Raw genomic sequence first — 1,077 nt, 5'->3', positions numbered from 1 at the left:
GTCACTGGCCGCACTTTGGCCGAAAACATGGAGCATGTTGCCTGGAATGACAGCCAGGATGTTGTGCGTCCCGCCAATCGGCCAATCACCAAGACAGGCGGCGTTGTGGGCTTGAAGGGCAACCTTGCCCCCGAAGGCGCGATCGTGAAGGTCGCCGGCATGTCGGAGCTGAAATTCTCAGGCCCGGCGCGCTGCTTCGATTCGGAAGAGGAGTGCTTCGAAGCGGTCACGCAGCGCAACTATCACGAAGGCGAGGTTCTCGTCATCCGCTACGAGGGGCCGCGCGGCGGACCGGGCATGCGCGAGATGCTGTCGACGACGGCGGCGCTCTACGGCCAGGGCATGGGCGGCAAGGTAGCGCTGATCACGGACGGACGCTTCTCCGGCGCCACGCGCGGCTTCTGTATCGGCCATGTCGGGCCGGAGGCGGCGGTCGGCGGGCCGATCGGGCTCGTCAAGGATGGCGACGTGATTTCGATCGACGCCGTGAAAGGCACGATCGAGGTGGCGCTGTCGGATGCCGAACTGGCGGCACGGGCAAAGAAATGGAAGGCGCGCAAGACCGACTATCAGTCCGGCGCGATCTGGAAATATGCGCAGACCGTAGGGTCGGCCCGCGACGGCGCGGTCACCCATCCGGGCGGTGCGAAAGAAACACACTGCTATGCGGACATTTGAGGTGTTGAGGTCATTTGTCTTGCCGGCACTGGTCGCTGTCGCGACCTTGGGCGCCGTCGGACAGGCCATGGCCTTCGACGACAAGGTGTTCGACGACAAGACCGGCGTGAAGCCGCAGTCGAGCCCGTGGGCCGTGTTCCAGTTCGGCTTTTCCGCCTACAAGAACGGCCACAAGGACCAGGCGGTCGAGGCCTATAAATACGCCGCCGAGAACGGCCAGATCGGCGCCACCTGGAAGCTTGCGCGCATGTATGCCGAAGGCGACGGCGTGGCGCGCGACGACTACGCGGCCTTCAAGTTCTTCTCGGAGATCGTCGACCAGGATGTCGAGCCGGGCTCGCCCGAGGAAAGCTATGTCTCGGACGCGCTTGTGGCGCTCGGCGACTATCTGCGCAAAGG

At 64.3% G+C, this 1,077-nt stretch carries 1 protein-coding gene and 1 pseudogene; both read left to right on the top strand.

From position 1 onward, the window contains the following. Positions 1-678 (top strand): dihydroxy-acid dehydratase (locus EOA29_RS37480; RefSeq protein WP_189479137.1); only part of this gene is annotated, 678 nt, incomplete at its 5' end. Next, a pseudogene (locus tag EOA29_RS37475) lies at positions 665-1,077 on the top strand (sel1 repeat family protein); the annotation flags it as partial. The gene EOA29_RS37480 and the pseudogene EOA29_RS37475, both read left to right, overlap by 14 nt.

This window comes from Mesorhizobium sp. M1E.F.Ca.ET.063.01.1.1 (assembly GCF_003998155.1).
Classification (GTDB): Bacteria; Pseudomonadota; Alphaproteobacteria; order Rhizobiales; family Rhizobiaceae; genus Mesorhizobium.
Note: the sequence above shows the minus strand (reverse complement) of the source record. Positions and strands in the feature narration are given on the sequence as shown.